The sequence below is a fragment of the Paenibacillus macerans genome (genome assembly GCF_900454495.1).
Taxonomy (GTDB): Bacteria; Bacillota; Bacilli; order Paenibacillales; family Paenibacillaceae; genus Fontibacillus; species Fontibacillus macerans.
Genome location: NZ_UGSI01000002.1, coordinates 26,624 through 52,391, shown reverse-complemented (window position 1 = coordinate 52,391; position 25,768 = coordinate 26,624). Strand labels below are relative to the sequence as shown.

The following is a 25,768-nucleotide window of genomic DNA, read 5'->3' as shown; positions in this document are numbered from 1 at the left end:
CACCCTACTCCTCCCGTGATGGCTGCTGCCCCGTCTCCTGCTCTGCCGCCGCGGAACGCAGCACCTTGCGCAGGTTTTTTTCGAACTTGGCGCGCGGCACCAGCACGCTATGCTTGCAGCCTACACATTTAATGCGGATATCCATCCCCATGCGGATGATTTCCATTTCGTTGCTCCCGCACGGATGATTTTTTTTCATTTGTACAATATCGCCCAATTGAAAAGATTTTCGCTCCATGGCCCTGCTCCTTTCTGCATGCATTAGTTCCTTGCCTTAACTCTGCCAACTTATCGGCTTACTGCAGTCCCTCTCCCCATCTCCGCATCCTCCATAGCTTCCTTGGCGAAGGTTTGAATTAGCCGTTCCACCTCCGTACGTTCCGACGGCGAACATTCCGCGGCGATCCGAATGACATATTCACTGGAGGACATGGATTGGATGCCAAGCACGTTTGGCGCCTGGGAAAACTCCGGATGGCTCTGCTTCAGCTTCTCCATCCCGGCTTTCAGCAGTTCCATGCTCTCCTCCAGCCGGCGGGTTTGGCTAAACGTCAAATCGACAACGGCCAACGCGTTTCCGATCGAATAGTTCGTCACATTGATGATCGAACCGTTCGGAATAATGTGCACCTCGCCGGTCCAACTGACCAGCCGCGTTGAACGCAGGCCGATCATCTCCACCGTTCCTTTATAGCTGCCGGTCTGAATGACGTCTCCCACCGCGAATTGATCCTCCAATATAATGAAAAAGCCAGAGATCACATCTTTAACCAAAGCCTGTGCGCCAAACCCGATCGCCAATCCCAATACACCGGCGCCGGCCAATAACGGTCCCAATTCAAAACCGATTTCCCCCAGCACCAGCATCAACAAAATAAAATTCGCCGTAATGGACGTTACATTTTTCATTAACTCCCCTACGGTCACCAGTCTGCGGGGGTTCATTTGCAGCCGGTTCTTTTCCCTTCGCTCCAAGGAGCGGTCGATCAAACGGTAGATCACTTTTACAAATAAGCGGGTTAAGATAAAAATAAGCAGTATTTTTAATGCGGAAATCAGCACGCCTTGCCACATATCCATATCCGCAAACCAGTTCCAAACCTTATCCTTCCAGGTAACGGCGGCATTCAGCATTTCATCCGTTGCCATCTCCAACCACATTGCATCTATCATCCTTTCGCACAATCCCTGACGGATTATAGCTCTATGCTATCATAGCCCATCGGCCGCGGCGAGTAAATGCCCCGAATTTCCACCGTTTCGCTGCGAATGATCCTCTTCACTTTTTCCAAAGCCTCTGACGGAAATCGAATCGATAAGGCGCAGCCTGCGGTTATCTCCTTGGGCGTCGGACACAGGTCGATGTCTACCTCGGCATATTCCAACAGCATTTCGGCTCGCAACGCCTGCTGGGTTGAATCAAAAGCCATCACCAGCCACGCTTCCCCCACCGTCGTCCCCCCTTTTTTGAATCATGACTTTAGTCCGAGTATATAATCCCCGTTTCTTCCATATACTATCTACTAAATCTACGAGCTGTCTTTGACGTTATTTTACTCGAGGAAAGGGAGATTCCATGTCACAGCTACAACCGTCAATCTCAGGCCAACCAATGCCGTATTTAAAAATCGCCCATACGGAACCAGGGATTCATTCCGCCATCATTCATCGTCTGCTTCTGCATTTTGCCGAAATCACTCCCGGACAGGAGATCGTCATCATCTGCATTGGGACAGACCGTTCGACCGGAGACTGCCTTGGCCCCCTGGTAGGCACTTCTCTCGCAAAATATAATAGCCCGGAATTCCATCTATTCGGGACGCTCGATGAACCCGTTCATGCCATGAATCTCAAAGACACGCTCGAACTCATCGACCGGACTTTCGCCGACCCGTTTATTATCGGCATTGACGCCTGCCTTGGCCAAACGTCGAGCGTCGGATCGATCCAGGTCGTGCAAGGGCCGCTCCGCCCCGGCGCGGGGGTAAATAAAGAACTGCCGCCGGTCGGCGATATCCATCTCACGGGCATCGTCAATGTCGGCGGCTTCATGGAGTATTTTGTATTGCAAAACACACGGCTTAGTCTTGTGATGCGGCTAGCGGACATCATTGCCAATTGCGTTTACACCGCAATCAAAGAATGGAACCGGAACCTTACTCCTTTATCGCGGCGAGAGCAATAGCTTCCCGTTCTTCCGTGGATAACGCATGCGTTGATTCGCCCTTCGACAAAGATTTGGCATATACATAGGAGCCGTCGCGGTTGTAAAGCCCGGTAAGAACAACTCCGTCCTGTTCCTCGTTAATAAACGCAATCGAGAAGCTCAGGTCGTTTCCGCGTTCACCGAATGCATTGTAGCGTTTAATTCCGATTTTCGCTTTTTGCTTCGGCATCAGCCGCTGTAATTCGTCAAGCTGCCGAGCCTGAGTTTCCTGAACATCTTCGATTTTGTCCTGCTGCATTTTCAAATCAATTAGCAGGCTCTCCAGATCTTCAACGCCGGTTCCCTTCATCATCAAATCGTATTTTTTTCTCATTTTCCGCAGCTTACTGCCTTGTATCAAGTTCCAAACGAACAACCAAACCAACAAAATGATAAATACGCCAACGACCAAAAACAACTGGTCGAAGATGAGATCATTCCAATCCCGCATGCTAATGTCTACTCCCCTATGCCTATGATGACTTTGTGATCGATGTCAACGCCGCAATGAGCGCCTCGACATCGGCATTTGTCGTATTGTACCCCACGCTGACCCGAACCGCTCCGCCTTCCAATGTTCCAGCCGTCTCATGTCCAAGCGGCGTACAATGATAACCGGCCCGCACGGCGATACCGAATTCCCGGTCCAGTGTAAAAGCCAGCTCGGAGGCTTCATGTCCAGCAATCGTAAACGCCACGATCCCCGTACGCGGCTTCCCCAGCTCCGGGCCCAATAAGGATATGCCTTTTACGGCGAGCAGTTGCTCCATTAATTTTTGCGTTAAAGCCCATTCCCTGCGGAATAGATTTTGGACTCCTTCTTTAAGCACATAACCAACTCCAGCTCCAAGACCGGCAATCCCCGGCGCGTTGCCCGTTCCGGCCTCATACCGGTCCGGCCGAACCGCCGGCTGCTCGGGCTCCTCCGATTGACTCCCTGTGCCGCCGTGCAGCAGAGGTTCCAAGTCAACACCCGGATCGATGTATAGCCCCCCGGTCCCTTGCGGTCCCAAAAGCCCCTTATGTCCGGGAAACGCCAGCATATCGATCCCCAAATCCTGGACGTCGATCGGATAGGATCCGGCCGTTTGCGAAGCGTCAAGCAGCAGTATCGCTCCTTGTTCATGAGCTATGGCGCTCAACTCCTTTACGGGCAAAATGCATCCTAGCAGGTTTGAACTATGCGTACACACGACCAGTCTTGTATTGGGACGAAACATGGACCGGACTTGATCAAGGTCGATTTCGCCCCGGAAATTTACTTTCGCATAGTCTACAGCCACGCCTTGAGTTCGCCGTAAATATTCAAGCGGCCTTCTCACCGAGTTATGTTCAACCGTCGTGGCGACGACATGATCCCCCGGTTTGACCCATCCTTTGATCGCCATGTTCAAGGCCGAGGTTGCATTGGAGGTGAATGCAATATCATTTGGATTTGAGATATGAAACAAAGTTGCAAGCTGAGCTCGTGTTTTGTAAATTACCCGCCCCGCTTGCAGCGCCATACTATGGTTTCCGCGCCCCGCATTGGCAGCTGGTCCAGTTAGTATTTCCAACACGGCTTCTCCTACCCCAGGAGGTTTTGGCCAAGATGTGGCTGCATGATCCAGGTATACCAACGGCTTGTCTCTCATCCGTCTCCTACATCCTCCCCAAGTCTTTTCCGTCAGACCAAGAATGACATACCCCTCTTCCCTTCAAAGCAAGCCGCTTCACAGAAAAGATGAATATGTCATCGCCCGGTTAACTCAACATATCAAGGATTCTTTGCAAGTCCTGCAAGCTATAATAATTGATCTCGATTTTTCCTTTTTCCTTGTTCGCTTTGATTTTAACGGTCGTCTTATACCGTTCACGCAAAGTTTCCTCTACTTCTTCGATATAAGGATCCCGCTTTTTGTTGGTGCTTTTTGGTTTTTCCTGTTTTTTGCGATCTAGCTGCTGAACAGCTTCCTCCAGGTCACGAACACTCCACTCATGATCAATACATTGTTTGGCCAACTGTTTGATCGTTGCCGGGTCCTTTAATCCAACTAATGCACGCGCATGTCCCATCGACAATGTTCCACGTGAAACATAATCTTTGACTTCATCCGGCAAGGTCAGCAGCCGTAAAAAGTTGGCGATATGGGAGCGGGATTTTCCTACCTTCAGGGACAACTCCTCTTGGGTCAACTGGAACTGATCCATCAACCCCTGATAAGCTACCGCGATTTCCATCGCATTCAGGTTTTCCCGCTGCAAGTTTTCAATGAGCGCGATTTCCATAACCTGCTGGTCGGAAAAAGTTCTTACTACCGCTGGAATCGTCGTATTCCCGCAGAATTGCGAAGCCCGGAACCGCCGTTCGCCGGCAATGATTTCATAACCTTTCAGTACACTGCGCACGATAATCGGCTGAATCACGCCGTGCTGGCGAATGGATTCAGCCAGTTCCCGAATTGCTTCTTCGTCGAAAGATTTGCGTGGTTGATACGGATTGGCACGAAGCTGGTTGAGAGGAATCTCAATGACTTTGTCATCGTCTTGAATAGAAAGCGACGGTATGAGAGCGTCCAATCCTTTCCCCAATCGTTTGCTACTCATAAGAGACCACTTCCTTTGCCAACTCTAAATATACTTCCGCACCCTTAGAGCGTGGATCATACGTAATAATCGATTGTCCATGAGAAGGCGCCTCACTCAACCGGACATTGCGCGGAATAACCGTTTTGTATACCTTTTGCTGAAAATATTTCTTAACCTCTTCAATCACCTGAATGCCAAGGTTGGTGCGCGCATCGAACATGGTCAACAACACGCCTTCGATTTGCAGTGATGTATTCAAATGTTTTTGTACCAGACGAACCGTGTTCAAAAGCTGGCTTAGCCCTTCCAAAGCATAATATTCGCACTGAATCGGGATAAGCACGGAGTCGGCGGCCGTTAACGAATTAATCGTCAAAATGCCGAGAGACGGCGGGCAATCGATGAGAATGTAATCGTACAAGCTGCGAACCGGCTGAAGCGATTTCTTCAAACGGACTTCGCGGGAAATCGTAGGCACAAGCTCAATCTCTGCGCCGGCCAACTGAATCGTCGCAGGGATAATATCCAAATTTTCGATTTCGGTATGCGCAATCGCTTCTTTAGGATGTACTTCATTAATAAGGACGTCGTAGATACAGTTGGCTACGTCCGCTTTATTGATGCCAACGCCGCTGGTCGTATTCCCCTGCGGATCAATATCGATCAGCAGCACCTTTTTTCCAATCGCAGCAAGTCCAGCTCCCAAATTAACAGAAGTCGTCGTTTTTCCGACGCCTCCCTTTTGGTTCGCTATGGCAATGATTTTAGACAATCCAGTTCACCTCAATATAATAGAAGAATCTTCTTGTAGTTCATATAGATGTTTGAATTCGCCAAGTTGCAGCTACAAAAAGACCAAAAAGCCCCTCGGAAGTATTTCTAACCCGAGTGTTGATTTCCTAAAACCGTGAGCTGGTTTATGGAACAGAAACAGATTGATCCAATCGAATGAATTGGCGAGGAAGTGCGTTCCATTCCATGAGCATGTGGCTGAATTTGCGAAAAAGAAGCTGACCATCAAACCTCGCGGTAAGGGTCAGCAAGCATTCTAGGAACGCTTAGGAATTTGAATGACAATTTCATAATGATCTTCGTGATCTTTTTCTTCCGTTTTAATTTGCAATCCTGAACCGGTAACCATATCGATCGATTGGCGAATCGTATTCAGCGCCAGTCTGACGTCCTTCGTAAATGAAATCCGCCTGGAAGCCGATTTTTTGTTTTTCGAAACTTCCTTATAAAAGGCAATTCTGGCTTCGGTTTGTTTCACATTCAATTCCTTGCTGATTATTTCAGCCAGGACTTTCAGTTGCAGTTCCTCGGAGTCCAAGGACAGTAAAGCGCGCGCATGACGTTCCGTAATTTTCCGTTCCATGAGCGCCGTTTTCACTTCTTCCGGAAGCTGAAGCAAACGAATTTTATTTGCGATGGTCGACTGGCTTTTCCCTAATCTTTGCGCCAGGCTTTCCTGTGTCAATTGATGAAGATCGATCAAATTTTGGTATGCCATAGCTTCTTCAATCGAAGTTAGACCTTCCCGCTGCAGATTCTCGATCAACGCAATCGAAGCGGCCTGGGAATCGTTGAAATCGCGCAAAATGGCCGGAATCGTCTCCAACCCTAATTTTTTGACCGCGCGCCAGCGCCGTTCCCCGGCAATGATTTCATACTTGTCATCCCGCTGGCGAACGACAATCGGCTGAATGACGCCGTGAGTCTTAATCGTTTGGCATAATTCATCGATCTTCTCATCGTCAAAAATGGTCCGGGGCTGATAAGGACTGCCGACAATTTCCCCCACCGGGATTTGCTTTACTTCATCACCGCTGCTCCGTTCGGTTAAACCAAACAATTTAGAAAATTGTTCTTTCATTCCGTCAATTACCACCTAGTTTCATAGTGACATAAGGCCAAGCCTTACGGGTAGCATCCCGTTATGGGGATGGAAAAGCAGTACAATCTACAATCAATCGCTTTTTAAGAGGTTGTTCAAAAAGCCTTCTTTTGAAGATGTAAGAAAGAACGTTTTGAAGAAACAAACATCATAAGCATAATCTCCGTACTGAAATCCTGACTTTTTGAACATATACTTAAAGGTTAAGATCATCACGAACCACAAAACGCCCAAATAAAGCCTGAATGGCGAAATAGGCGCTAATCTATGTAGAATGATCTCAACGCAAACCCGATATATCTATTCTACCACTTTTTCCTCTATAATCCTATTCTCTTCTTTTTAGAACTTAAAGAATATTACAGAAAAGAACCCCTCTTAACGAGATGTTTCACGTGGAACATTTTGCTAAGAGGGTGAAACAATTTATACAAGCGGAGACTTGACCGGAGTTCCTGCTTTGCGTGGGTATTTTTTAGGCGTTGGGCCTGTTTTGCGAATAATAACAAGATGACGATCGGAGTTTTCCATCGGCAACGTAAACGGTACGGTGTTTACCCATTGGCCCTTAAGCTGTGACAGACTGTACGCCGCCTCTTTGACCTCTTCCTCCGGATCGCTGCCCTTCATCGCTACAAAAACACCACCCGCTTTGGCAAAAGGCAAACAAAATTCATTCAAAACAGCCATTCGTGCGACCGCTCTCGCGGTCACCAAATCAAAGGAGTCCCTTAACCCTTCCCGGCGGCCCAAATCCTCCGCCCTGCCATGCAGCAGCTGAACGTCCTGCAGCCCGAGCTGATCAACAACATGCTGCAAAAATTGGATGCGCTTATTCAACGAATCGATGATCGTCAGCTGCAAATGAGGAAAACAAATTTTTAAAGGGATTCCGGGAAAACCGGCGCCGGACCCGATATCCGCCATCGTAACAATCTCCCCCATAGGTATGTGGAAAGCTAGAGTGACGGAGTCGTAAAAGTGCTTGATGTACACTTGGTGCCGCTCTGTAATCCCGGTTAAGTTCATTTTTTCATTCCAGGAAACAAGTTCCTTAAAATAAGTCTCAAACTGGCTTAGCTGGTTTTCCGATAGCTCGATGTCATGATCTTTGAGCAGTGTAAGGAATTCCGATTGTATCGAATCCAAGAGTAACCTCAACCTCCCGCTGCGGTCACACGATTATAGTGTTCCAGATACACCAGCAAAATGGAAATATCCGCAGGCGTTACTCCGGATATCCGCGACGCTTGGCCGATCGAAATCGGGCGGATTTTGGCCAGCTTCTGGCGCGCTTCCGTCGCAAGCCCTTGAACATCTTCATAGTTGATATTTTCCGGGATTTTTTTCTTTTCCATTTTCTGTAACTTCTCAACGTGAATCAGCTGCTTTTCAATGTATCCCGCGTATTTGATCTGAATTTCCACCTGCTCCTGCATTTCTTCATCCAAGTCCAAATCGGAAGGAGAAAGCGAGCCGATATGGGCATACGTCACTTCCGGCCGGCGCAAAATGGTCAGCAAATTGCTGCCGTCCTGGATCGGGGCCGAACCGACCGACTCGAGCAGCGGATTGATTTCCGAAGGACGGACCTTCGTTGCTTTGAGGCGTTCGATTTCCTGCTCGACTTTCTGTTTTTTATCGAGAAAACGGTCGTACCGCTCCTGGGTGATCAAACCGATCTCATAACCGATCGGCGTCAACCGCAGGTCGGCATTGTCATGGCGGAGCAGCAAACGGTATTCCGCCCGGGACGTCAACAAACGGTAAGGCTCGTTCGTCCCTTTGGTGACCAAATCGTCGATCAACACGCCGATATACCCTTGCGAACGGTCCAAAATGACCGGTTCTTTACCCTGCACCTTGCGCGCCGCGTTGATCCCGGCCATGATCCCTTGACCGGCCGCTTCCTCATAACCGGATGTGCCGTTGATTTGCCCCGCCGTAAACAATCCCGGCAGCCGCTTCGTCTCCAGCGACGGCCACAGCTGCGTCGGCACGATGGCGTCGTATTCGATCGCATAGCCGGTCCGCATCATCTGCACGTTTTGCAGGCCCGGCAGCGTCCGCAGCATTTTCAGCTGCACCTCCTCCGGCATGCTCGTGGAGAAGCCTTGCACGTAATACTCGGACGTATTTTTGCCTTCCGGCTCCAAAAAAATCTGATGCTTCGGCTTGTCGCTGAAGCGCACAATTTTATCCTCGATGGACGGGCAGTATCTGGGTCCGGTTCCTTCAATGACACCGGAAAACATCGGGGCGCGGTGCAGGTTATCCTGAATAATTTTGTGCGTTTCTTCCGAAGTATAGGTCAGCCAGCAAGGCAGCTGCTCGTTGTCGGAGCTTTTCGTCTCATAAGAGAAAAACTTCGGTTTTGCGTCGCCCGGCTGAATTTCCGTTTGCGAAAAATCGATCGTATCCTTGTGCACCCGCGGCGGCGTGCCGGTTTTGAAGCGGATTAGTTCAAAGCCCAGGTCCCGCAAATTTTCCGACAGCTTGACGGACGGCTGCTGATTGTTGGGCCCGCTCTCGTACATCAGCTCGCCCATGATGATTTTGCCGCGCAAATAGGTGCCGGTGGTCAGCACAACCGCTTTGGCCCGGTATTCCGCGCCGGTTTTCGTGATGACGCCGACACATTGGCCGTCTTCCACGATCAGCTCCTCCACCATCCCCTGCAGCATCGTCAGGTTCGGTTCCTTCTCCATCGTCTCTTTCATCGTGTGCTGGTACAGGAACTTGTCCGCCTGCGCCCGCAGCGCGTGCACGGCCGGCCCCTTCCCTGTGTTCAGCATCCGCATTTGAATGAACGTCTTATCGATATTGCGGCCCATTTCACCGCCCAGCGCGTCCACCTCACGGACCACATGGCCTTTCGCCGGACCTCCGATCGAAGGATTGCACGGCATAAAAGCGATCATATCCAAATTGATCGTCACCATCAGCGTACGGCAACCCATCCGCGCCGCGGCCAAAGCCGCCTCACAGCCCGCATGTCCCGCGCCGACGACGACGACGTCATAGCTTCCGGCAGCATACCCCATCACAAACAACCTCCTTATATCCCACAGAAAGAGAACCCTCTATCCGCTTATTTTTAAAAAATAAATCATTAAAATCTTCTGTATCATCATACCATGAACGGACTCGGCTGATACGTTCGAAATCTTTATTTCCCCAGGCAAAATTGCGAGAAAATCTGATCGATCAGCGCATCCGGCGCCGAGTCGCCGATCACTTCGCCAAGCTGCTCCCAGGCGAGCCGAACGTCGATCTGCAAAATGTCGATCGGTATCCCGCTGTCCGCCGCTTCGTACGCATCGGTCAGCGACTGCTTCGCTTTCTTCAGCAAAGCGATATGCCGGACGTTGCTGACATAGGTCAAATCGTTGGACTCCAGCTGACCTCCAAAGAACAGGCGAGCGATCGCCTCTTCCAGATGATCCAGCCCTTCCTCCGTTTTCACCGACAACTCCACAATCGATTCCTCTTTAAAATAACGCCGCACGACCTCCCGATTGAGCTGCTGCGGCAAATCGATTTTGTTGAGCAGCACGATGGCGGAACGGCTGGCCAACTGCTCCATCAAAGCAACTTCGTCCTCATGCAGCGCTTCCGCGCTATTAAGCACGAGCAGGATTAAATCGGCCTCGTTCACCGCCGCTTTCGAGCGCTCCACGCCGATTTGCTCGACGACGTCCATCGTTTCGCGGATCCCCGCCGTATCGAGCAATTTCAGCGGGATGTTGTTGATCGTCACATACTCTTCAATCACATCCCGCGTCGTTCCGGGAATGTCCGTCACGATCGCTTTGTTTTCCCGGGCCAGGGCGTTCATCAGCGAGGACTTGCCCACATTGGGCCGTCCCACGATCGCTGTCGTGATGCCTTCGCGCAAAATCTTCCCCTGACTGGCCGTTTTCAGCAGCGTGTCAATGCCTTCCGACACTTCCGCGCATTTTTGCTTGATAAACGCCATCGTCATCGACTCCACATCATGCTCCGGGTAATCGATGTTGACCTCGATATGCGCCAGCGTCTCCACTAGCGTTTGACGCAACGTTTTGATTTTCCGCGACAAATCGCCTTCCACCTGCTTCAGCGCCACCGAAAAAGCCCGGTCCGACTTGGAGCGGATCAGGTCGATCACCGCTTCCGCCTGCGACAGGTCGATCCGCCCGTTCAAGAACGCGCGCTTCGTAAATTCCCCCGGCTCCGCAAGGCGAATGCCGGGCTGCTGCAGCAGCAGGTCCATCACGCGTTTGACGGAGATGATCCCGCCGTGCGTGCTGATCTCGACCACGTCCTCCGTCGTGAACGAACGGGGCGCCCGAAACACGCTGACCAGCACTTCTTCGAGCTTCTCGCCCGTCTGCGGGTCGACGATGAACCCGTAATGGACCGTATGGGTCTCCGCTTCCGGCAGCGGGACTTTGGCGCGGAACACGCGCCCTACTTCGGCGATCGACTCCGGTCCGCTGACGCGGATGACGGCGATCCCGCTTTCGCCTACGGCGGTGGATATGGCTGCAATCGTATCGCTCAGCATTTTTGTTCACCTCGCATTATTGTAAATAAAATCAGGTTCGTGAATGTGACGCTGCGCTGCTCGTTTGATCTTCCGATCGCTGCTGCAATCAGATTGTATTAATTTGATAAATTCTAAAGCAGTGACAATCCGATTGCAAAGGCGAACGCTGCCGCTTCTCCAGATTCAAACGACCCTCTCCGCTATTCCCCATTCACTCAATTTTTTCTACACAAACGCCGGCTCACAAAAATGTTTCGCCAGGCATATTCCCGGATCATCGCAAAGCTCGATCCGGCCAACATCTTCGAAGCATTACTCGCGACGCCTTGCTCCATCCTAAGCGCATCCCGGAGGGACAGCGGCCTTCTTGCAGGTAGTCGCTCCACCACGCGCATCAGTAACTCTAAACTCCCGCTTCCCTGCGATTTCCCGCATAGAGGCAGGAGCACCGAAAGTAGAGCGTGCCCCGAAGGGGCGACAAGCGAGCCACTCGCCACTGTAACCCCGGGTGCTTCGAAAGCAGCAATGTAATCCAGCATGTTTTCAGGTTACCCGGGAGCACTCAAAGTAAGACGTACCCGAAGGGGGAAAAGCGTTCCAAGCACGCAGCTAAAGCGCATTCCCGCAGGGAACAGCGAGCAGGAGCACCTCTTTTCCTCCCACGTTACTCCAATTTGCGGGATCCCCAAGGGCAGCGAGCCCTTGGGAGCCCTCCCTTACGGTAAGGGAGGGTTTGGGAGGGTTGAGTCCCTGGTTTGGGAGGGTTGAGACACAGAAAAACGCAATGGCGTTCTACAGGCTTCACGCCGTAGCAAACGTCATTGCGTCCCATTCATTTGCTTTGCTTCAGTGTAATAACGACCCGCCGGTTCGGCTCCTCGCCTTTACTGTACGTTTTGACCTCCGGATGATCCTGAAGTTTGGAATGAATCACTTTGCGCTCCTGCGGCGACATCGGTTCAAGCGTGACTTCCTTTCGCGTACGAACGACTTTTCCGGCCAGCCTTACGGCTAGGTCCTCCAGCGTTTTTTTGCGGCGCTCGCGGAAATTTTCCGCATCCAATACAATCCGAATAAAACTATCCGAGTAACGGTTGGCGATAATATTCACCAAATATTGCAGAGCATCGAGGGTTTGCCCTCTACGCCCGATCAAGAGACCCAAATCATGGCCCGAAATGTTTAGCACGGTGCTGTCTTTGCCATGGATGGTCTCGACATTGAGATCCAATCCCATGCTTTTGCCGACGTCCCGTACGAATGACGCCGCCTCCTCATAGGGATCCTCATTCCCCTGATGCAATTCCTCCGCTTCCGCGGAAGCAGGCATCGGGGGTTCCGGAGCGCTCCCTTGCGGGGATGGTACTGAAACAGGGGCTTCAAGCAAAGTAAGCTCCACCTTTGCCTCCTTGACCCCGATCAATCCCAGGAATCCTTTTGACGGCTGCTCCAACACGTTTACGGCGACTTTGTCCTCGGTGGTGCCGAGCTTGGCCAGTCCTTGTCTTACAGCATCTTCAATGGTTTTTCCCGACGTCACGATTTTATTCATTTCGATTTTTTGGCCTCCTTGGCGCCTTTGCCGGGATGACCGGCTTTCAAATTCGAGCCGCCCCGCTTCTTGCCGGAAGAACTTCCCCCGCCGCCGCCGGCGGTTGCCACGGCCGGAACCGGGTCCTTCTTACGGTAGATGAAGAAGTTTTGCGCGATCGTGTACAGGTTGCTGAAAATCCAGTACAGCGGAAGCGCCGCGGCAAAATTGTACGCCATGACAAAGATCAGAATCGGATACACCCACATCATAAACGCCATGGGCCCTTGCATGCCCGACGGATTGACATTCGACATCATCTTGGTCTGAATAAATGTCGTGATCGCCGCAATCGCCGGCAATATAAACAGCTTATCCGGTTCTCCGAGCTGCAGCCACAGGAAGGAATGCTCACGGATCGCCGAATTGTAATAAATGGAGTTATACAACGCGATAAACACCGGCATTTGAATGATCAGTGGGAAACAACCCGCCATCGGGTTCACCTTGTTCTCCTGGAACAGCTTCATTGTCTCCTGCTGCTGCTTCTCGGGGTTATCCTTGTATTTCTCGCGGATCTTTTGCAGTTCCGGCTGGATCGCTTGCATCGCCTTGGAGCTCTTCACCTGCTTAAGGGTAAGCGGCAAAATCAGCGTCCGCACGATTAACACCATAATCAAAATCGCGATCCCGTATTCACCGTTAAACCATTTTGCAAACGTATCCAGGGCCAACGAAAAATAGTAAACGACGTTTGCGGTCCACCACGATCCGCTTGTTTTCATGCTTTCCGTCGTGGTAGCCAAATGAGCATTTTGCGGAGCGCAGCCGGCAAGAACCGCCACCAGCCCGACCGCAAGAAGGAGAAGAAGCCATCTTCTTCTGTTCGTCATCAATCGCGACACTTCAAAACCCCTCTCTTAACCTATCCATTCAACGTAAATCATAACATATTTAAAAGGACAAAGAAACAAGCCTGCCTAACGTCCGGAAGCCCGCAGCAACGAGGCTTTCCGAAGCACATGGAGCACGCTTTTCTCCAGTTCCTTGTATTCCATCCCGACGGCGCCGCTGCGGACGATTAAGATGAGATCGACATGGTCGCGGATCTCGGCTTCGTGCAGGCGGACGATTTCTTTGAGCAGCCTGCGCATCCGGTTGCGGACCACGGCGTTGCCGATCTTTTTGCTGGCGGATACCCCTAACCGGAACCGTTCGATATCCGGCTTATTGGACCAATAAACGACAAGCTGGCGGTTGGCGAAGGACTTTCCGAACCGGTAAATGCGATTAAAGTCGGCCCGGTTCCTTAAACGAAGTTTTTTATGCACGAGTTATCTCCTTGGTTCAAACTTCCCGATCCATTTCAAAGGGCGTAACTTCTAAAGTATTATAGACCAACATTTCCGCAATTAAAGCCGCATACAAAAAAAAGACCACCGCAGTGGTCTTTAACGCACGCTTTACGCACTCAATACTTTTCTGCCTTTGAGACGACGAGCAGCGAGAACCTTGCGGCCGTTTTTCGTGCTCATTCTTTTACGGAAACCATGAACCTTTTTACGCTTGCTCACATTCGGTTTGAAAGTCGGTTTCATCTATCGCACCCCCTTACAGGATTCACTATCGATTTCATCATTTTCATATCCACAGAAAATGCCTTTTACCATTTAATCATACCGCCTGTAAAAAGTCAACAGACCGTTCCTTTTTCCCGGGCGCATTCTTTTTCTTAAAAATTATACACAATCCACAATCCTTCGTTTCAAAAAAAGTTGTCCACAAATAAATAAAATATTCGGCCAAGCATATAAGTTATGCACATGTGGAAAAGTATGCTTGCGGGACTTGCGCCGTTGAATTCACAAATTTCCGGCATCCCCGGTTTACAGGTTTCGGGCTAAGGAGTATATTGAACAAGAGAAGTTGTATACAAGTATACTGATACAAGAAAGAGGTGCTTTATTATCATGAAAATTGGCATGATCGGCCTTGGCAAGATGGGCATGAACCTGGTTTCCAATTTGCTTGAGCACAAGCATGAGGTCGTAGCTTTCGACATGAATCCGGATTCCGTCAGCCATGCCGCCGGTAAAGGAGCCGTTCCCGCCAACAGCTTGGAACAGCTGGTCGCTTCCTTGGAGCCTCCGCGGGTCATCTGGGCGATGGTCCCCGCCGGCGGACCTTTGCATTCGGTCGTAACAACGCTTACCCCGCTGCTTGAACAAGGAGACATCGTCATCGACGGAGGCAATTCGCATTATAAAGATTCGCTGGCCCTGGCCGAACAGCTGTCGGAGAAAGGCATCCACTTCTTTGATGTCGGCACTTCCGGCGGCGTTGAAGGCGCGGAGCATGGCGCCTGCTTCATGATCGGCGGGGACGAAACGGCCTTCCGCCATATCGAACCGCTTTTCCGCGATCTAGCGGTTGAAAACGGCTACTTGTACGCGGGGAAATCCGGCAGCGGCCACTTTCTTAAAATGGTGCACAACGGAATCGAATACGGCATGATGCAAGCGATTGCCGAAGGTTTTGAAGTGCTGGACAAAAGCCCGTTTGAATTCGATTTCGAGCAGGTGGCGCGCGTATGGTCCAACGGTTCGGTCATCCGCAGCTGGCTGATGGAGCTGGCGCAAAACGCTTTTTCCAAGGATCCGAAGCTGGAAAGCATCCGCGGGGTCATGCATTCGTCCGGGGAAGGCAAATGGACGGTCGAAACGGCGCTCGATCTTCAAGCCAGCGCGCCGGTTATCGCCATGTCGCTGTTTATGCGGTACCGCTCGCTGGATAGCGACGCATTTCACGGCAAAGTCGTCGCCGCGCTGCGCAACGAATTCGGCGGTCACGCGGTAGAATCAGCGAAATAAACGGTTTAAAACGTACGGATATCGGCTGACCGCCAGGACGCTTTCATGCTATGATCGAAGTGATCAAGTAAAAAGGATCACACGGGAAATTTCATCTGAATAGGAGATATGATACATGCAGTTTCCTGCTTCATGGCTAAAAAGCGGCTCTTTAGGCGAGTCGATCGCCGCCGAACTTCGGCTGCAAATGGTAAGCGGCGCGATCAAACCGGGCGAGATCTTGTCCGAAAACCGCATTGCCGCGGATTTCGGAACAAGCCGCTCTCCGGTCCGGGAAGCGTTGAAAACGCTGTCCGGCGAAGGCCTGATCACTTTGCAGCGCATGGGGGCCGTCGTTCGCGGCCTGAATTTACAGGATATCGAAGAGCTTTACGATGTCCGCTATTTGATTGAAAGCTTTGCCTGGCAGCGCCTCGCCGCCGATCCGGAGAAGCTGCTGTCCCAATTGGACAAAATCGTCGACAAAATGGAGCTGGCCGGCAAACACCGGGATACGGTGGATTTTGCTTATCAGGACCTCTGTTTTCATGAAACGATCATTACCGGGGCCCGCCATTCGCGAATCGAGCAGCTATGGACCAGCATCCGGCAAGTAGTGATGACGGTCATGCTGATTACGACCCGCGAGGTCCTATCGCAAGGCGAGGAAAAAATTGAATATGTCGTAGGCAAGCACCGCAAGCTGTTGGAAAGTTTTAAATCGCGGGACAGCGAGACCATTCAGCGCAATATTGAAGAGTATTTTGCCGATTCCCGCCGTACGCTGCATAAGAGTATCCCTAAATGATTTAAGGCTGGCCTTGTGCGGCCTTTGGCCGTTCATCTTGTCGACAAGTATACATTAATGGGAATTGGATTTTAGCTCATACTAAAATCCAATCAATCTATTGAAATGAAAGCGTTGCAATATGGGCATTAACTATAAAGGAGGAACTTCAATTTGGGTACGCTGTTCGGAATGAGCCATAACGCCACGCTGCTGTTATGGACCTTAATTGTGATCGTTTTTCTTGTCTTGCTGATTTCCAAATATAAATGGAATCCGTTTGTTACGCTGTTGATCTCCGCCCTGCTGCTCGGGCTGCTGGCCGGCATGAAGCCGCTCGACGTCGTTAGTTCGATCACGGGCGGCCTCGGCGGCACGCTGGGGACGATCGCCATTGTCATCGGGCTCGGCACGATGCTGGGCAAAATGATGGCCGAATCCGGCGGCGCCGAACGGATCGCCACGACCTTGATCGACCGTTTCGGCGAACAAAGAGTGCACTGGGCGATGATGCTCGTCGGATTTATTGTCGGCATCCCCGTCTTTTTTGAAGTCGGCGTCATTTTGCTGATTCCGATCGTATTTACCGTAGCCAAAAAGACGAACATGTCGCTGCTGCAGATCGGCATACCGATTTTGGCCGGCTTGTCCACCGTGCATGGACTTGTCCCGCCGCATCCGGCCCCCATGATTGCAATCGACGCCTACGGGGCCGATCTGGGCCGGACGATTCTTTATTCGCTCCTCGTCGGGCTGCCGGTCGCGATCATCGCCGGCCCCTTGTTCGGCAAATATATCGGCAAACGCATCGCCCTGCAGCCGCCGGCCGAGCTGGCCGAACAATTTGCCGTCAAAGAGGGCCGCAAGCTGCCGAGCTTCGGCATGACGCTGTTTACGATTTTGCTGCCCGTGATCCTGATGCTGATCGGTTCGCTCGCAAGCATCATTGATCCCAAGGCAACGAGCCCAATCACGCTGTTTTGCGAATTTATCGGCCATGAAATCATGGCGCTCTTGATCGCCGTCGTGTTTTCCTTCTTTTCGCTGGGATACAGCCGCGGATTTTCGAAGCACGACATTTCCAAATTTACGAGCGAATGTCTGGCGCCGATCGCATCGATCGTGCTGATCATCGGCGCCGGCGGCGCGTTTAAGCAGGTGCTGATCAATAGCGGCGTTGGCCAGGCAATTGCCGAAATGGCCACCGGAGCGAATATCAACATTATTTTCTTCTCCTGGTTGGTGGCCGCGTTGATCCGTGTAGCCACCGGCTCGGCCACCGTCGCCATGACGACGGCCGCGGGCATCGTCGCGCCCGTGCTCGCCCTGACGCCGGGAGCGAATGTGGAACTGGCCGTACTGGCCACCGGTGCCGGTTCGATCGTGCTGTCCCACGTCAACGACGCCGGCTTCTGGATGGTGAAGGAGTTTTTCAATATGTCCGTCCCGCAGACCTTGAAGTCCTGGACGGCCATGGAAACGATTCTTTCCGTCGTCGGACTGGTATTGATCTTGATTCTGAGCTTTATTTTTTAAAAACGTCATGTTTACAATGAGTTAACCGGATATGCTGAACTATTAGGAATGATAAAGGCAAGAGGGTAGCCTCAATTCGTTCAATCATTTGTTCAACTTATACAGATATAAACGTAGAGAGAAGGTTTTGAAATGAATTCCCTGACCTATATGATCGGCCTGGATATTGGAACGACCAGCACCAAAGCGGTCCTGTTCGAACGGAGCGGCAAGGTGGTCGCCTCCGCCAACGAAGAATATCCGCTATACACCCCTTCCGCTTCCATCGCCGAGCAGGATCCGGATGAAATTTTCTCCGCCGTCGTGGCGGTGGTTCGCCAAATTATGAAAAAAAGCGGGCTGGCTCCGGAGCAAATCGGCTTCGTGTCGTTCAGCACGGCGATGCACAGCGTCATCCCGGTCGATAAAGACGGCAAACCGCTGATGCGCTGCATTACCTGGGCCGATAACCGGAGCGTGGACTATGCGGAGCGGCTCAAAAACGAGCTGGGCGGCCATGAGATCTATCTGCGCACCGGAACGCCGATCCATCCGATGTCGCCGCTGACCAAGCTGATGTGGCTGCGCCAAGAGCAACCGGACATTTTTCAGAAAACGCGGAAGTTTATTTCTATTAAAGAATACGTTTTTCTCCAGCTGTTCGGGGAATACGTGATCGATTATTCGATCGCCTCCTGCACGGGGCTGCTGAATTTGGAGAAGCTGGATTGGGACGAGGAAGCGCTGCGCGTGGCCGGCATTACGCCGGAGCATTTGTCGAAGCTCGTGCCGACGACGCATATTATGCAGGGGCTTTCGCAAAAATACGCCGACGATATGGGCTTGTCGACCTCGACCCCATTTGTGATCGGAGCGAGCGACGGCGTGCTGTCCAATCTCGGGGTGGACGCGATCGATCCCGGGGTCGTCGCCGTCACGATCGGCACCAGCGGCGCGATCCGTACGGTGGTCGACCGGCCGAAAACCGATCCGAAGGGGCGGATTTTCTGCTACGCGCTTACGGACAAACACTGGGTGATCGGCGGGCCGGTCAACAACGGCGGGGTGATTTTCCGCTGGGTCCGCGACGAATTCGCCGCTTCCGAGGTCGAAACCGCGAAACGGCTCGGGATCAGCCCTTACGATGTACTGACCAAAATCGGCGAGCGTGTAAACCCCGGCTCCGACGGCCTTATTTTCCACCCTTATCTGGCCGGCGAACGGGCGCCTCTGTGGAATCCGAACGCGCGCGGTTCTTTTTTCGGGCTGACGCTGCATCATCAGAAAGAGCATATGATCCGCGCCGTGTTGGAGGGTGTTATTTACAACCTGTACACGGTGCTGCTGGCGATGGAAGAGCAGATCGGACGGCCCCGCAAAATCCAGGCGACCGGCGGCTTCGCCCGCTCCCCGCTGTGGCGGCAGATGCTGGCCGATATTTTCGACCAGCAGGTCGTAATCCCGGAAAGCATCGAAAGCTCTTGTCTCGGCGCGGCCGTCCTCGGCTTGTATGCGCTGGGCGAAATCGATTCCTTCGATATTGTCAAAAGTATGGTCGGGGGAACGTACATGCATTCGCCAAACGCCAAGCATACCGCGGTTTATAAACAGATACTGCCGATCTACATCCGCATTTCGCGCAAGCTGGAAGAAGAATACGAAGCGATCGCCAAGCTCCAGCGCCATCTGACCGAGGGGTGAGCGGACGGTAGCTTCAAACATAAAAATGACCCGCCTATCCGAGTTGCGCTCGTACTTTAGGATCTTTAACGAACCTTTGGCATGATGCGTACTCACAAGCGGGTCTAATTTTTTCACTACTGTTTTAGCCTACTTTAACGGAATATATATATCTATTTGCGAATGGGGATGATCGTAGCCCTTAAAGCGTTCATCATACAGCTCAAAGTCCTCCCGGTCGTCCACCTCCTCTTTGGTTGAAAAAAACCAGGTCCCCCAGATATAACGAAACGTTTGCGGCAGCAGCTCCAGCGTGCCCGTATGGGTGAAAACGGCGTAACGTCCTCCCTTCAGCCTCTTGACGACAAAAGCTTCGGGCAGACCTTCAACGTCATCCACCTCCAGGCCAACCACCTCGGAAAAAAGCATGTCATCGCCCATTGTGTACAGCGCGTTATCCCCCTGACAGGCTTCACAAATGCCGAAAGCCCGTCCGTTCGGTTTGACGCCGGGAATCAAATGCGATTTGGCATGAAACTTCCTCCACAATTCGGGCAAAACATTGTCCCGCAGCGTCGTCCGGCCGCGTATTCCGGCTATCAAGATCCCCGGCACATCTACGATTCGCGGGTGAACGGTTATGTTGTTAAGCCGATGGCGGATCGCTTCCGGCTCCAGCCTATCTTTTGCCGCGATCAGCAAATTCAGCCGTTTTTTGCGATAGGCATGGGGACTCATCTTATATACCGTTTTGAAGGCCCGGCTGAACGCCTCGTTGGAGTGAAACCCGTTTTCCAGCGCTATATCGATAATCCGCTTGTCGGTGTATAGCAGCTTTTTCGCTCCGTCCGCCAAACGCCGCTTTTTGATATAGCTTCCGATGCTTTCACCCAGCAGCGCCGAAAACTGCCTGGTAAGATGATAGTAGGAATAACCAACTTTCCTTGCCACGTCCTCTACGCCGATCTCCTCACCCAGATGGTTTTCTATATATATAATCGCTTTTTCGAACGCCTGCAAACAGTCCACGGCACACCCTCACTTCATATCAATTCGCTGGAATAGGCACGAACCCGAAAAATTCAGGATGTGCTTTGTCCGCATGCAATTCGATGTCCAGCACGGTCTCGCCAAGCGGTTCGCGAATATCATAACTGCGCCAGCCGTTGGCGCTTCGTCCGCCCCAGCACAGTTCCATGGTCCCTTTGGCCGGGTTCATGATCATGCTTTTAGTGGTACCGAAAAAGTCTTCATAATACGGGCAGCTGAGGCCGGCCGGGAATTTTCCCAATAGCAGCTGCTTCAAATCATCCTCCGAAACCTGACCCTTCCCTTCAAGAGTATGCCCCATCAATTCGTAACGCTGCAGGGAATTGCGCATCGCCTGCGGCTCGTAAGGCACCAGTTCCGGCATATGCGGATGATTGGTGGCGTAAAGAAGCTGGGTGGTGCTGGAATGGTCGATTTGCTTCACGGCCATCCGGCCATCGAGCGTTTCCGCGAGCGCGGCTCGGCCGCTTTTATCCACAAGCATTAGGTTCATGTTATACGCTATAGGCATGTCTTTCATATACGCCAAGGCCTCGGGGACATCCTTGCAGTTTTCCAGCAATGCGCGGATCACCGCCCAAAACTGCAAACCGGTCAGCTTCGGACTGCGCATATACGGCAGCGCCCCAACCGGAAAGCCGCAGGAGCTCATCGTCACGGCAAGCCCGCATTCGTTAAAACCGTCATCGCGGCCGAAATGCAGCACACTGGTGCCAAGATGGGCATACTTTCCGGTCACGGAGGTTTTCACCAGCGTAAAATCCTCCGCATCCGAGCTGAATTCATAGTTCCGGGCAAGCAGCGGGTTTCCGCTTGCGGAAATCCCCGGCAAGACGGCGATCTGGCTGCACCGCGGGCGCAAGTAAGTCATGGCGTAATAGATGATTTGCGAAGGCTTGGCTTCCAGCGCGTCGGCGAATCCCCGCAGTTCCTCGGCAAGGCCCGGACACCAGCGGTTGAACAATTCGGCGGCTTTCTTCGCCTCCGCTTCATCAAAATGATCAAATCCAGCGGTGTGAAAAGCTCTCAGCGCAGGGTTCTCCTTCGTAAATTCGCCAAAGCCCCAGCCGATTTCGTAATTCGTTCCTCGCAATTCTACCGTATAAGCTTGTTTTTTAATCATCCGGTTCCTCCTATGTCCAATGAGTTTTTTATTATTCCGGTTCTCCTGCTTCGACCACTGCCTTTTCTTCAGAATCATTTCACATCGCTTGCCAAACCCTTTATTCTTTTGTTCAACATATATTCTGCCAGAGGCAAAAATAAAAATCTTGATAGTTTCTGCTGCCTAACTGCAACGAAAAACATAAGGGCAAAAAAGGGCGTTATTCCGGCAATATCCGTCCATTGGAGAGAAATAGAGGCAATTTATGTCGCTATATTTACGAAACGTAGGGTGATGCCGGCTTTCGGGGCATCCATAGGAATATAGGTACATAAAATGCCGCTAATGAGGTTGAACGTGCTTGGCAACGGATAATAAGTACATAAAGTGCACTAGCGTTGCAAGAACACTAACATCAATTTTCAGCAAAACCCACATTTGGATTATTGAAACTATAAATGGATTTTTTTACAGTCATTTTTTAAGCTTAAGACCAAAAAGTCAAGGTTACCTAATGCGTAGGTCGCGATGTCCCATTAAATGTATATAATGGATATTATTACTTGAATTTGCTTGGCTTAATTATCCCAACCATTGTGCGCACCGATAACGCTTTGGGACCTGACCCCGGACGTCTCCCCGGACTACTTCGACTGGGTTTCCGATCCAGTTCGGTTCGAAAGGATCGCCATGAACGGTACAAGTACTCGCGGAGAATCCGGAGCACTTGCCAGTTTGTTTTTGCCGTTTGGGTGCTGTGCCGGATGTGCTCCACGAGCAAGGCAGTAATTAAAGCCAAGAATAACTGGTTCCAAATAGCCTGTGGTTTATGACTGTGCAGCTTCTTCAATCGCAAATGTTGCTTCAGCCATTTAAAATACAACTCGATGAGCCAGCGATTTTTATAGATCTGCGCGATTTCTTCAGCGGTCTTATCCCATACCGATGTAAAAATACGATAAGTCCGTTCCTGCTCGTCATAAAACTCCACCAAACGAACGGAATGTTCCATGGATCGGAAGGAACTGCCCACGCAAACCTTGGCGTCCCGCGTGATGTTCGAGCCTTCCGGAACAGGATACTCCTCAATGACGGTGGCAAGCGCGCGATCTCGCATACGGATCACAAACTGGATGTTGTCCTGGACCCATTGATCCATCCGGGCATAATCATCATAACCGCGATCCATCACATAAATCGCATCCGAGGGGACGACCAGTTCAACGGCCCCCGCACGATCCCCTACATTGAGCGAACTGGGGATCATGGCATCAGGAAATAGCTTGTCGGGAGCTGTAACAACGAGGCGCAGATGCATCTTGACGCCGCTACTCTTATTTGACATCTTGGCCCAACTTCCAAGTTGAAGCGGCAGTCGAATGCTGGAAGAATCAATGATGTGCAATTTCCCGCTCTGGCCCTGGTGGCAAGCACGTTGCTGTGTTTGTGATGCCAGATGCTGAAACATCCACTCCAACAGCTCCGTTGGGATCTGATCGAGTTTTCGGGATAATTGCGAGCCGCTGATACTCTCCAACTGTAGAAGCTGCTGAAGTTTCGGCTCAGCACGAAGTGCAATTTCCATTTCACCGTAAGATGACCATTGTTTCAACTGAGCATTGATGAAGAGCATGATCGCTTTCATCGTGGTAAGTTTCTTGGTGTAATGGTCGAAGAGTAAACGTTGATGCACATCGATGGGCAGTAAGGAAATCAGTTGACGAATGACCGTTTTAGCTTTAACGTTATCCATGGATGGTCTCCTTTTGTAGAGAGTTATGGACAACGTACCTACCTCTTTACAATAGGAGATTTTTTATGCTTTTTCCATGAAAAATGATCATAATTACCCATATTTAACTAATATTTGATTATTCGCGTTAGGTTTTATGCAACGCTAGTGCATAAAGTGCCGCTATTTTAAAGTCCCAGCCATCGGTTCCCCGGTCCAGCAACCAGCAGTCAAGTTCAGTCAAGCACCGATTTCTGATCTTCTGGGTTAAGCCTATTATCCCATTAAAAAAATATATGCACAGGTGAAGAGAAGCCGGTCAGGTCTTGCCATTAATAACCTGTGCATAATTTTTTTGAGTTTTTCGTTCATCATGTCGAAATTTAAACAAATTATAAACAATATGTAGTGGTGTGCATGAGAATTATGCACAAGTTATTGAATTTGTGGATAAAAGCAGACAATACATTGAAATATAAGCCTTGGTTTGCTATGATTATATTGCTTTTGTTGTGAATATCTAAGTTTTGAGTATCGTTTATTCACAACCTGTGGATAAAATTGTGAACAATTCGAATTTATTCACGTTTATAATAATCATATGGAACTGGACTATGGGGATAAATTTCCCCATTATTTATGTTTTTTTGACTTCTTTCGCATGGCTTAAGCCACACTTGGAAGTTTTAAAAGGAGTGACAGTCTGTGGACAGCCATACTTCGGAAATATGGCAGCAAATTTTAGCGATCATTAATACCAAACTGAGCAAACCCAGCTTTGACACCTGGTTCAAAGCAACGAAGATCGTCACTATGACCGACAAAGCGATCGTCATCTCCGCGCCGACGACGTTTGCAGTGGAATGGCTGGAAAGCCGCTACACGAAGCTGGTCGCAACGACGATTTTCGAATTTACCGGCAAACAGCTCGACGTCTCCTTCGTCATTGAAGAATCCGCTCCGGCCGAACAAACCCAGGTGTACAAGGAACCTCCCGCTCCCGTCCCAAGCGAGGAAAGCGTTTCCAACATGCTTAATCCGAAGTATACGTTCGACACGTTCGTCATCGGGTCCGGCAACCGCTTCGCCCATGCGGCTTCCCTGGCTGTCGCGGAAGCGCCGGCCCGCGCGTACAACCCGCTTTTCCTCTACGGCGGCGTAGGACTCGGCAAAACCCATCTGATGCACGCGATCGGCCACTATATTTTGGAGCATAGCCCCAGCAGCAAAGTCGTATACATTTCCTCCGAGAAATTTACGAACGAATTCATCAATTCCATCCGGGATAACCGTGCGGAAAGCTTCCGCAACAAATACCGCAACATCGACATCTTGCTGATCGACGATATTCAGTTCCTGGCCGGCAAGGAATCGACCCAAGAGGAATTTTTCCATACGTTTAACGCGCTGCACGAAGAGAGGAAGCAGATCATCATCTCCAGCGACCGCCCGCCAAAAGAGATTCCGACGCTGGAGGAGAGGCTGCGCTCGAGGTTCGAATGGGGACTGATCACCGATATCCAGCCGCCGGATTTGGAGACGCGGATCGCGATTTTGCGCAAAAAGGCCAAGGCCGAAAATCTCGATATTCCGAACGAAGCGATGATCTATATCGCCAATCAAATCGATACGAACATCCGCGAGCTGGAAGGCGCTTTGATCCGGGTTGTCGCTTATTCCTCCCTGATCAATCAAGACATCACCACTCATCTGGCGGCGGAAGCGCTCAAGGATATCATTCCTTCCAGCCGTCCGAAGATGATAACGATCCAGGACATTCAGCAAAAGGTCGGCGATTACTACAATTTGAAGCTGGACGATTTCAAAGCTCGCAAACGGACCAAAGCGATCGCTTTTCCGCGGCAAATCGCCATGTATCTGGCCCGCGAACTAACCGATTTCTCGCTGCCGAAGATCGGCGACGCCTTTGGCGGACGGGACCACACGACGGTCATTCACGCACACGAGAAAATCACCCAGCAGCTCAAGAACGACCAGGAACTGTACAAGATCGTAAACAACATTACCGAGAAAATAAAAAACGCCACCTGAATAAGGGATAAGCCTATGCACATGATATTCACATGTGGATAGGCTTCATTTCATATTTTTCGGGTTGTTATCCACATATTCAGGGCCCCTACTACTTCTTCTAAATATATTTAAATATACACATCTTAATAAGTGGTAGCGCACAACCTGACTTCGGGGACCAACGCAAACGGCAATCAGCACAATTCGCGCGCTCTCGTATAACCCGAAGAACCGAGGGAGTAATCCCGTTACATAAAACAAGCTTATGCGTATAAAGCAAGTTTTA

24 protein-coding genes are annotated in these 25,768 nt (G+C 50.9%); 6 read left to right on the top strand and 18 right to left on the bottom strand.

The annotated features are described in order from the left end of the window. Positions 1-4: 4 nt before the first annotated feature. Genes DYE26_RS23305 through DYE26_RS23295 form a run of 3 tightly spaced genes read right to left on the bottom strand, consistent with a single transcriptional unit; the run spans position 5 to position 1,430 of the window. Entirely contained in the window at positions 5-238 is a 234-nt protein-coding gene (locus DYE26_RS23305; RefSeq protein ID WP_036618237.1) for a DUF951 domain-containing protein, read from the bottom strand. Positions 239-288: 50 nt separating this feature from the next. Then, positions 289-1,161 carry a mechanosensitive ion channel family protein gene (locus DYE26_RS23300; protein ID WP_115311318.1) on the bottom strand — a complete coding sequence of 291 codons (873 nt, stop codon included), beginning with the start codon at positions 1,159-1,161 and terminating at the stop codon, positions 289-291. 35 nt (positions 1,162-1,196) lie between these two features. Continuing rightward, positions 1,197-1,430 carry a putative Se/S carrier protein gene (locus DYE26_RS23295; protein WP_036627213.1) on the bottom strand — a complete coding sequence of 78 codons (234 nt, stop codon included), beginning with the start codon at positions 1,428-1,430 and terminating at the stop codon, positions 1,197-1,199. A 146-nt stretch (positions 1,431-1,576) separates the two neighbouring features. Here DYE26_RS23295 and yyaC point away from each other — a divergent pair, with 146 nt between their 5' ends. Next, positions 1,577-2,185 carry a spore protease YyaC gene (yyaC, locus tag DYE26_RS23290; RefSeq protein WP_036618236.1) on the top strand — a complete coding sequence of 203 codons (609 nt, stop codon included), beginning with the start codon at positions 1,577-1,579 and terminating at the stop codon, positions 2,183-2,185. On the opposite strand, the gene DYE26_RS23285 is transcribed toward yyaC, so the two are convergent. From DYE26_RS23285 to rpmH, 12 genes are all read right to left on the bottom strand, one after another. Further along, positions 2,157-2,657, bottom strand: a complete 501-nt coding sequence (locus DYE26_RS23285) for a DUF4446 family protein (RefSeq protein ID WP_036618235.1) — start codon at positions 2,655-2,657, stop codon at positions 2,157-2,159. The two genes, yyaC and DYE26_RS23285, sit on opposite strands and share 29 nt — an antisense overlap. Before the next feature lie 22 nt (positions 2,658-2,679). Beyond that, positions 2,680-3,840 (bottom strand): aminotransferase class V-fold PLP-dependent enzyme, encoded by a 1,161-nt coding sequence (locus tag DYE26_RS23280; RefSeq protein ID WP_036618234.1) that lies wholly within the window; start codon positions 3,838-3,840, stop codon positions 2,680-2,682. 109 nt (positions 3,841-3,949) lie between these two features. Continuing rightward, positions 3,950-4,792, bottom strand: coding sequence for a ParB/RepB/Spo0J family partition protein (locus tag DYE26_RS23275; protein WP_036618233.1), 843 nt, complete (start codon positions 4,790-4,792; stop codon positions 3,950-3,952). Continuing rightward, entirely contained in the window at positions 4,785-5,546 is a 762-nt protein-coding gene (locus DYE26_RS23270) for a ParA family protein (protein WP_036618232.1), read from the bottom strand. The genes DYE26_RS23275 and DYE26_RS23270 overlap by 8 nt, the downstream gene beginning before the upstream one ends. A gap of 276 nt (positions 5,547-5,822) precedes the next feature. After that, a complete protein-coding gene (gene noc, locus DYE26_RS23265; protein ID WP_036618231.1) occupies positions 5,823-6,647 on the bottom strand; it encodes a nucleoid occlusion protein in 825 nt (274 codons plus the stop codon). Between the two features lie 447 nt (positions 6,648-7,094). Then, positions 7,095-7,817, bottom strand: a complete 723-nt coding sequence (rsmG, locus tag DYE26_RS23260; protein ID WP_036618229.1) for a 16S rRNA (guanine(527)-N(7))-methyltransferase RsmG — start codon at positions 7,815-7,817, stop codon at positions 7,095-7,097. 8 nt (positions 7,818-7,825) lie between these two features. Next, positions 7,826-9,712, bottom strand: a complete 1,887-nt coding sequence (gene mnmG / locus DYE26_RS23255) for a tRNA uridine-5-carboxymethylaminomethyl(34) synthesis enzyme MnmG (protein ID WP_036618227.1) — start codon at positions 9,710-9,712, stop codon at positions 7,826-7,828. Between the two features lie 125 nt (positions 9,713-9,837). Further along, a complete protein-coding gene (mnmE, locus tag DYE26_RS23250; RefSeq protein ID WP_036618225.1) occupies positions 9,838-11,217 on the bottom strand; it encodes a tRNA uridine-5-carboxymethylaminomethyl(34) synthesis GTPase MnmE in 1,380 nt (459 codons plus the stop codon). An 814-nt stretch (positions 11,218-12,031) separates the two neighbouring features. Further along, positions 12,032-12,751 (bottom strand): RNA-binding cell elongation regulator Jag/EloR, encoded by a 720-nt coding sequence (gene jag, locus DYE26_RS23245; protein ID WP_036618223.1) that lies wholly within the window; start codon positions 12,749-12,751, stop codon positions 12,032-12,034. Beyond that, positions 12,748-13,635 (bottom strand): YidC/Oxa1 family membrane protein insertase, encoded by an 888-nt coding sequence (locus tag DYE26_RS23240; RefSeq protein WP_036618221.1) that lies wholly within the window; start codon positions 13,633-13,635, stop codon positions 12,748-12,750. Before DYE26_RS23240 ends, jag begins: the two co-directional genes overlap by 4 nt. Positions 13,636-13,710: 75 nt before the next feature. Continuing rightward, positions 13,711-14,061 carry a ribonuclease P protein component gene (gene rnpA / locus DYE26_RS23235; protein WP_036618220.1) on the bottom strand — a complete coding sequence of 117 codons (351 nt, stop codon included), beginning with the start codon at positions 14,059-14,061 and terminating at the stop codon, positions 13,711-13,713. Positions 14,062-14,193: 132 nt separating this feature from the next. Continuing rightward, a complete protein-coding gene (rpmH, locus tag DYE26_RS23230; protein WP_009223341.1) occupies positions 14,194-14,328 on the bottom strand; it encodes a 50S ribosomal protein L34 in 135 nt (44 codons plus the stop codon). A gap of 372 nt (positions 14,329-14,700) precedes the next feature. Here rpmH and gnd point away from each other — a divergent pair, with 372 nt between their 5' ends. From gnd to gntK, 4 genes are all read left to right on the top strand, one after another. Continuing rightward, complete coding sequence (gene gnd / locus DYE26_RS23225) at positions 14,701-15,600, top strand: phosphogluconate dehydrogenase (NAD(+)-dependent, decarboxylating) (protein WP_036618218.1); 900 nt, start codon at positions 14,701-14,703, stop codon at positions 15,598-15,600. 115 nt (positions 15,601-15,715) lie between these two features. Further along, complete coding sequence (locus DYE26_RS23220; RefSeq protein ID WP_036618216.1) at positions 15,716-16,387, top strand: GntR family transcriptional regulator; 672 nt, start codon at positions 15,716-15,718, stop codon at positions 16,385-16,387. Positions 16,388-16,540: 153 nt separating this feature from the next. Further along, on the top strand, positions 16,541-17,902 hold the full coding sequence (locus DYE26_RS23215; protein WP_036618214.1) for a GntP family permease: 1,362 nt from the start codon (positions 16,541-16,543) through the stop codon (positions 17,900-17,902). Between the two features lie 132 nt (positions 17,903-18,034). Continuing rightward, positions 18,035-19,582, top strand: coding sequence for a gluconokinase (gntK, locus tag DYE26_RS23210; RefSeq protein ID WP_036618213.1), 1,548 nt, complete (start codon positions 18,035-18,037; stop codon positions 19,580-19,582). A 129-nt stretch (positions 19,583-19,711) separates the two neighbouring features. Here the strand turns inward: gntK and DYE26_RS23205 are convergent, their stop codons facing one another. The 3 genes from DYE26_RS23205 to DYE26_RS23195 all read right to left on the bottom strand — a co-directional run bounded on the left by DYE26_RS23205 (position 19,712) and on the right by DYE26_RS23195 (position 23,469). Next, positions 19,712-20,590, bottom strand: a complete 879-nt coding sequence (locus tag DYE26_RS23205; protein ID WP_036618211.1) for an AraC family transcriptional regulator — start codon at positions 20,588-20,590, stop codon at positions 19,712-19,714. A gap of 19 nt (positions 20,591-20,609) precedes the next feature. Continuing rightward, entirely contained in the window at positions 20,610-21,734 is a 1,125-nt protein-coding gene (locus DYE26_RS23200) for a C45 family autoproteolytic acyltransferase/hydrolase (protein WP_036618209.1), read from the bottom strand. A 541-nt stretch (positions 21,735-22,275) separates the two neighbouring features. Then, on the bottom strand, positions 22,276-23,469 hold the full coding sequence (locus tag DYE26_RS23195) for an IS4 family transposase (RefSeq protein ID WP_036618208.1): 1,194 nt from the start codon (positions 23,467-23,469) through the stop codon (positions 22,276-22,278). Positions 23,470-24,153: 684 nt separating this feature from the next. Here DYE26_RS23195 and dnaA point away from each other — a divergent pair. Continuing rightward, a complete protein-coding gene (gene dnaA, locus DYE26_RS23190) occupies positions 24,154-25,500 on the top strand; it encodes a chromosomal replication initiator protein DnaA (protein ID WP_036618207.1) in 1,347 nt (448 codons plus the stop codon). The last annotated feature ends 268 nt before the right edge of the window (positions 25,501-25,768 follow it).

What these genes read in the sequence shown, in the direction of transcription:
- DYE26_RS23305 (WP_036618237.1), bottom strand. Translation starts at nt 238, where the DNA reads ATGGAGCGAAAATCTTTTCAATTGGGCGATATTGTACAAATGAAAAAA.
- DYE26_RS23300 (WP_115311318.1), bottom strand. Translation starts at nt 1,161, where the DNA reads ATGTGGTTGGAGATGGCAACGGATGAAATGCTGAATGCCGCCGTTACC.
- DYE26_RS23295 (WP_036627213.1), bottom strand. Translation starts at nt 1,430, where the DNA reads ATGGCTTTTGATTCAACCCAGCAGGCGTTGCGAGCCGAAATGCTGTTG.
- yyaC (WP_036618236.1), top strand. Translation starts at nt 1,577, where the DNA reads ATGTCACAGCTACAACCGTCAATCTCAGGCCAACCAATGCCGTATTTA.
- DYE26_RS23285 (WP_036618235.1), bottom strand. Translation starts at nt 2,657, where the DNA reads ATGCGGGATTGGAATGATCTCATCTTCGACCAGTTGTTTTTGGTCGTT.
- DYE26_RS23280 (WP_036618234.1), bottom strand. Translation starts at nt 3,840, where the DNA reads ATGAGAGACAAGCCGTTGGTATACCTGGATCATGCAGCCACATCTTGG.
- DYE26_RS23275 (WP_036618233.1), bottom strand. Translation starts at nt 4,792, where the DNA reads ATGAGTAGCAAACGATTGGGGAAAGGATTGGACGCTCTCATACCGTCG.
- noc (WP_036618231.1), bottom strand. Translation starts at nt 6,647, where the DNA reads ATGAAAGAACAATTTTCTAAATTGTTTGGTTTAACCGAACGGAGCAGC.
- mnmG (WP_036618227.1), bottom strand. Translation starts at nt 9,712, where the DNA reads ATGGGGTATGCTGCCGGAAGCTATGACGTCGTCGTCGTCGGCGCGGGA.
- mnmE (WP_036618225.1), bottom strand. Translation starts at nt 11,217, where the DNA reads ATGCTGAGCGATACGATTGCAGCCATATCCACCGCCGTAGGCGAAAGC.
- jag (WP_036618223.1), bottom strand. Translation starts at nt 12,751, where the DNA reads ATGAATAAAATCGTGACGTCGGGAAAAACCATTGAAGATGCTGTAAGA.
- rpmH (WP_009223341.1), bottom strand. Translation starts at nt 14,328, where the DNA reads ATGAAACCGACTTTCAAACCGAATGTGAGCAAGCGTAAAAAGGTTCAT.
- gnd (WP_036618218.1), top strand. Translation starts at nt 14,701, where the DNA reads ATGAAAATTGGCATGATCGGCCTTGGCAAGATGGGCATGAACCTGGTT.
- DYE26_RS23220 (WP_036618216.1), top strand. Translation starts at nt 15,716, where the DNA reads ATGCAGTTTCCTGCTTCATGGCTAAAAAGCGGCTCTTTAGGCGAGTCG.
- gntK (WP_036618213.1), top strand. Translation starts at nt 18,035, where the DNA reads ATGAATTCCCTGACCTATATGATCGGCCTGGATATTGGAACGACCAGC.
- DYE26_RS23200 (WP_036618209.1), bottom strand. Translation starts at nt 21,734, where the DNA reads ATGATTAAAAAACAAGCTTATACGGTAGAATTGCGAGGAACGAATTAC.
- DYE26_RS23195 (WP_036618208.1), bottom strand. Translation starts at nt 23,469, where the DNA reads ATGGATAACGTTAAAGCTAAAACGGTCATTCGTCAACTGATTTCCTTA.